Source organism: Dietzia sp. DQ11-38-2, from assembly GCF_014145055.1.
GTDB lineage: Bacteria > Actinomycetota > Actinomycetes > Mycobacteriales > Mycobacteriaceae > Dietzia.
The window spans coordinates 1-4847 of sequence record NZ_JAALDW010000074.1 but is presented as its reverse complement, the minus strand read 5'-3'; the positions used below and the strand labels follow the sequence as shown (position 1 = coordinate 4847).

The following is a 4847-nucleotide window of genomic DNA, read 5'->3' as shown; positions in this document are numbered from 1 at the left end:
GCGGGCCCGCGAGCTCGGCCGCACGCCCATCGTCGTGGGCGACCACGTCGGCGTGGTCGGGGACCTCACCGGCACCCGGGACACCCTGTCGAGGATCGTCCGGGTCGCCGACCGCAGCACGGTGCTGCGCCGGACCGCCGACGACTCCGACCCGTACGAGCGGGTCGTGGTGGCCAACGCCGAACTGCTCCTCATCGTCGTCGCGGTCGCGGACCCCCCGCCCCGCGCCGGCTTCGTGGCCCGCGCCCTCGTGGCGGCCTACACGGGCGGACTGGACCCCGTCCTGTGCCTGACCAAGGGTGACCTCGACGACCCGTCGGTGTTCGCCGCCGAGTTCGAGGCACTCGACGTCCCCGTCCTGCGGACCGGGATCGACGACGACCTCGGGGCCCTGCACGATCGGATCGACGGCCGGATCTCCGCCATGATCGGCCACTCGGGGGTCGGGAAGTCCACCCTCGTCAACCGTCTGATCCCCGACGCCCACCGGGCGACCGGCGCGGTCTCGGGAGTGGGCAAGGGCCGGCACACCTCGACCCAGTCGGTCGCCCTCGAACTGGGATCGGGGGGCTGGGTGGTGGACACCCCGGGGATCCGGAGCTTCGGACTGGCGCACGTCTCGCCCGACGACGTGGTGGCGGCGTTCTCCGATCTGGACGCGATCGCTCAGGACTGCCCGCGGGGCTGCACCCACCAGGGCCCGCCCGCCGATCCGGAGTGCAGGTTCGACACCGTCATCGACCCCGCGGTCCACCGACGCGCGCTGGCCGTGAGAGAACTCCTCGGCGCCCTGCAGTCCAACGACGCGTGGGCGCTCGGGTCGGATCAGGACTGAGCACGAGCCGCGACCGTCGCGCCGACGCGGTCAGAGCTTGAGCTCGACGTCCCCCAACGCCACCGAGACGCAGGTCTGGATCCGCTCACCGGGTCCGTGGTCGGTGCCGTTGCGCAGATCGCGGACGTGCCCCTCGTCGAGTCCCACGACACACGTCTGGCAGATCCCCATCCGACAGCCGAAGGGCATCTGCACGCCCACCTTCTCCCCGCCCTCGAGGATGGTGGTGGCACCGTCGAGCTCGACGGTCTTGCCGGTCGAACCGAACGTCACGGTCCCGCCCGAGGCCCCGGCGTCCCGGTTGACGGTGAAGCGCTCCACGTGGAGGTCGTCCCGATTCGTGGCTCTGAAGTGCTCGTCGAGCTCGTCGAGCATCGCGTTGGGCCCGCACGCCCATGTCGGACGCTCCGACCAGTCGGGGACGAGGGCGGACATCTGGCGCGAGTCGATGCGGCCCTCCTCGCTGGTCACCCGGAGATGCAGGACGTAACCGGGTTGGGTCTTCTCGAGGGCGCGCAGCTCGTCGTAGAAGAGCGCGTCCTCCCTCTCACGCACCGAGTGCACGTGGACGACGTCCGGGAACGGTTCGGTGACCGAACGGCGGTCCAGGGACCGGAGCATCCCCATGACCGGGGTGATCCCGGAACCGGCGGTCACGAACATCAGCTTGGGAGGGGTCGGCGTCGGCAGGTGGAAGTCGCCCGCCGGTGCCGCGAGACGGACGATGGTCCCGGGCTCGACGGTGCCGACGATGTGGTTGCTGAGAAGTCCCTCGGGAAGCGCCTTGACGGTCACCGAGTACTCGCCGCGGCCGGTGGTGGGGGCCGAGGTCAGGGAGTAGGAGCGCCAGGTCCAGCGGCCGTCGAGAAGCACGCCGATGCCCAGATACTGGCCGGGCTGGTAGTGCGGGGTCGCGCCCCAGCCGGGCTTGATGACCAGCGTGACGGTGTCCTCCGCCTCGCGGCGCACCGACACCACCTCGCCGCGCAGTTCGCGGGAGGACCACAGCGGATAGATGAGCGACGAGTAGTCGTCCATCCGGAGCGGGTGTGTGAGGCGGTTGAGGAATCGATGTGCGGCCCGGGGTTCAGGAACCCTCGCAGCCGCTGCGCGCAGTACACGGTTGAGCCCGCTGGTCGACTCGGTCACTGGTGCCTCCTTGAGACCGGGGACCGCACGACCCGAGGACCGGGCCGACGGTGCCGGAGATGAGAACCTACGGTAGCGGAGGGTAGCGCCTGGCGGGCACCACACGGGCATGATCCCGCCGGACGGGGCCGGGCTCCCCGATCCCTTCTCAGAGCAGATTAAGCAGGAACGGCAGTTCACCCGCGTCGTACCAGGCGAGATCGATGTCGAGGGCGTCCCCCACGGTGAGCTCCGCGTCCTCGTCCCCCAGATCGGCGCGGTCCACGGCCTCGACCGCGGCCTCGACCGCGCCGGCGGCGCCCGCCAGGTCCACGTGGACGGCGGCGATCTCCTCCATCCCCACGGTCCCCCTGGACAGGCGCACCACGGCGGTGTCCAGATCCGGTCGCGGCTGGGTGTCGGCGTCGGGGACGTCCACGCTCACCACCACCCGGCGGTAGGGATGCGTGTCGTGTACCGCACCGGAGTCGATCTCTCCACCCAGCAGCCGCAGCGAGGCGCGGGCCGCCTCGAGGTACGCCACGTGCTCGATCTCCTCCGTGTCCCCCTCGGCGTAGGATTCCACGAGCGCGGGGGTCGCCGCGAAGGCGGTCCCGCTGCGGACGGGCATCTCCCCGCTGTCGAGCAGGGTCTCCAGCATCGCGAGTGTGGCGGGGATGAACAGACGCATGATGGTGCCTTCCTCGGGTGGACGGTGCGGGTCAGCGGGAGGTGCCGGTGAGCTCGTCCAGCGCCGAGGAGATGAGCTCCCCGATCTCCTCCACGTCCGGCACCGCCTGACGGTCCGCGGTGAACCCGCAGTAGACCACCCCCGAGTAACTGCTCATGGACACGGCCAGCGCCTGACCGTCGAGCAGCGCCGGCACGGGATAGACCTCAGCGAGCTCACCGTCACCCCAGAACATCTTGTGCTGCGGACCGGGCGCATTGGTGACGACCAGGTCATAGCTGTCCGACGGCAGCATGATCGCGGCGCGGGAACCCAGCGCGTGCAGGGTGGGCGGGGCGAAACCCGAGAGTCGGGCCAACGACTTGGCACCCACCGCCTGTCTGGGATGCCGCTGGGTGGCCGTCTCCCTGGAGATCTGCGCGAGCCGCATCCTGGGGTTGGGCTCCCCCACCGGCATCCCGATGAGCGCGGAGGCGATCTCCGCCGAGGTCGCCTCCGCGGAGGCCTCGGGACCGTCGGAACCCTCGGCCGTGCCTGACTCCGAGGACACGGCCATCGGGACGATCGCGCGGAGGGTGTCGGCAGTCGAGAGGGGGTGACCGCAGGACAGGATCCACGACCGCAGCGCCCCACAGAGGACTGCCAGGACCACGTCGTTGACCTTGCAGCCGTGGTCCCTCGCGATCGCGCGTGCCCGGTCCAGGGGGAACGACGCCAGCCCGACCCGGCTGCCGCGGGGTCGGGAGGTCCGGAACATCTCCGCCAGTCCCCCGGGCGGGCGCAGGACGGTGAGACTCGCCGCGCCGACCAGACCCCGGCTCGCCCTCTCCACCGCGTTCACCAGACGGGCCGAGCGTCGGACTAGCTCTAGGGGGTCCGTGGCGATGGTGATCAAGGCGTCCAGCACGAGGACCCCGTCGCCCGGTGACGGGACGGGGGTCCAGGTGGCCACCTCGTGCACGTCAGCAGACGCCTTCTCGTCGGTCATGAGGACCTGTGCGAGGTCCACGGCGTTGGGGCCGCCGAGCAGGACGTGGTGGGTCTTGGTGAGCACCGCCAGCCGCCCGTCGCCGAGACCCTCGATGAGGTAGAGCTCCCACAGCGGCCGGCCGGGTTCGAGCGGACGGTCGACCAGCCGGGCCACCAGATCGGCGAGCTGCCGCACCCCGCCGGGAGCCGGCAGGGCGGACCGCCGCACGTGGAAGCTCAGGTCGAAGTCCGGATCGTCGACCCAGACCGCCCGGGCCAGCCCGAACGGGACGTACCGGATGCGCTGCCGGAACCGGGGTGCGTCGGCCAGTCGGGCGTCGACGAATTCCATCACCCGGTCGATGTCCCAGGGATCGTCCCGGGAGACGAGCGCCAGGGAGCAGGAGTGCCGACTCCGTGATCGGGTGGCGTCCCCGAGGAGCAGATCCGCGTCCGCCGTCGCCAGCCTGGCCGCCACCGGTCAGACCGCCTCGTCGAGTCCGAGCAGCCCGCGGATCTCCACGGCCGCGCGGTCGAAGACCTGGTAGAACACCCCGATCATGCCCGTCTGCACCGCGCCCAGGACGTTCTCGATCGCGTCGTCGACCATCACGCACTCGCGCGGCTCCAGCTCGAGGCGTCTCGCCGCCTCGAGGAACGCCTCGGGATCGGGTTTCTCCACCCCGGTCAGCCCGCTGAGCACCACGTGATCGATCCCGTAGGCGCGGGCGTCCTCACGCACCCGGTCGGCACCCGGGCCCTCGGGTTCGTTGCTGAGGACCGCCAGGCGTACGTCGTTGGCACGTGCACCGATGAAGATCTCCCGCCAGCTCTCGCGGTCCTCTTCCGTGCCGTCCAGCACCCCGAAGTAGTCGACAATCAGTCCTCGCATGGGACCAGCCTAGGCAACGCCCGTCGACGGTGCAGAGGTGGAGCCGGAACCGCCCGGTTCGCCCCGCGCGTCACACCACATAGAGGGATGCGAGACCGGCCCGGTTCTCGTCGGAGAGAGCAGGAGTGCACATGGCCCCGACACCAGTGTCATCGACCCCCCGGGAGAGCGCGCAGGACGAATGCCGGGTCAGGCCGCTGCTGTCGACGGAGCCCGGCCCCGACGTCCGTCCGCACGACCGGGCGAGCGGCCCGGTCGCCGACATGATCGCGGTGGCGGTCCCGGTGCCGGACCCGGAGGACGCGGTACCGGTGCCGGCGCGGCGGGCAGCT

5 protein-coding genes and 1 pseudogene are annotated in these 4847 nt (G+C 71.1%); 2 read left to right on the top strand and 4 right to left on the bottom strand.

Features of this window, described 5'->3' with window-relative positions:
• On the top strand, positions 1–835 hold an 835-nt coding region (gene rsgA, locus G6026_RS03050), incomplete at its 5' end, for a ribosome small subunit-dependent GTPase A (protein ID WP_182612225.1).
• Positions 836–865: 30 nt separating this feature from the next.
• Here the strand turns inward: rsgA and G6026_RS03045 are convergent.
• The 4 genes from G6026_RS03045 to G6026_RS03030 all read right to left on the bottom strand — a co-directional run bounded on the left by G6026_RS03045 (position 866) and on the right by G6026_RS03030 (position 4515).
• The gene (locus tag G6026_RS03045) at positions 866–1984 is read right to left on the bottom strand and encodes a ferredoxin reductase (protein ID WP_107755945.1); all 1119 of its coding nucleotides are present in this window, start codon (positions 1982–1984) and stop codon (positions 866–868) included.
• A gap of 148 nt (positions 1985–2132) precedes the next feature.
• Entirely contained in the window at positions 2133–2654 is a 522-nt protein-coding gene (locus G6026_RS03040) for a hypothetical protein (RefSeq protein WP_107755944.1), read from the bottom strand.
• A 31-nt stretch (positions 2655–2685) separates the two neighbouring features.
• The gene (locus G6026_RS03035) at positions 2686–4101 is read right to left on the bottom strand and encodes a wax ester/triacylglycerol synthase family O-acyltransferase (protein WP_107755943.1); all 1416 of its coding nucleotides are present in this window, start codon (positions 4099–4101) and stop codon (positions 2686–2688) included.
• A gap of 3 nt (positions 4102–4104) precedes the next feature.
• A complete protein-coding gene (locus G6026_RS03030) occupies positions 4105–4515 on the bottom strand; it encodes an HAD-IA family hydrolase (RefSeq protein ID WP_107755942.1) in 411 nt (136 codons plus the stop codon).
• 131 nt (positions 4516–4646) lie between these two features.
• Between G6026_RS03030 and G6026_RS16935 the strand changes: the two are divergent.
• Positions 4647–4847, top strand: a pseudogene (locus G6026_RS16935) (hypothetical protein); the annotation flags it as partial.

Excerpts from the sequence above, each read along its gene's own strand:
- G6026_RS03040 (WP_107755944.1), bottom strand. The coding sequence starts at position 2,654 with ATGCGTCTGTTCATCCCCGCCACACTCGCGATGCTGGAGACCCTGCTC.
- G6026_RS03030 (WP_107755942.1), bottom strand. The coding sequence starts at position 4,515 with ATGCGAGGACTGATTGTCGACTACTTCGGGGTGCTGGACGGCACGGAA.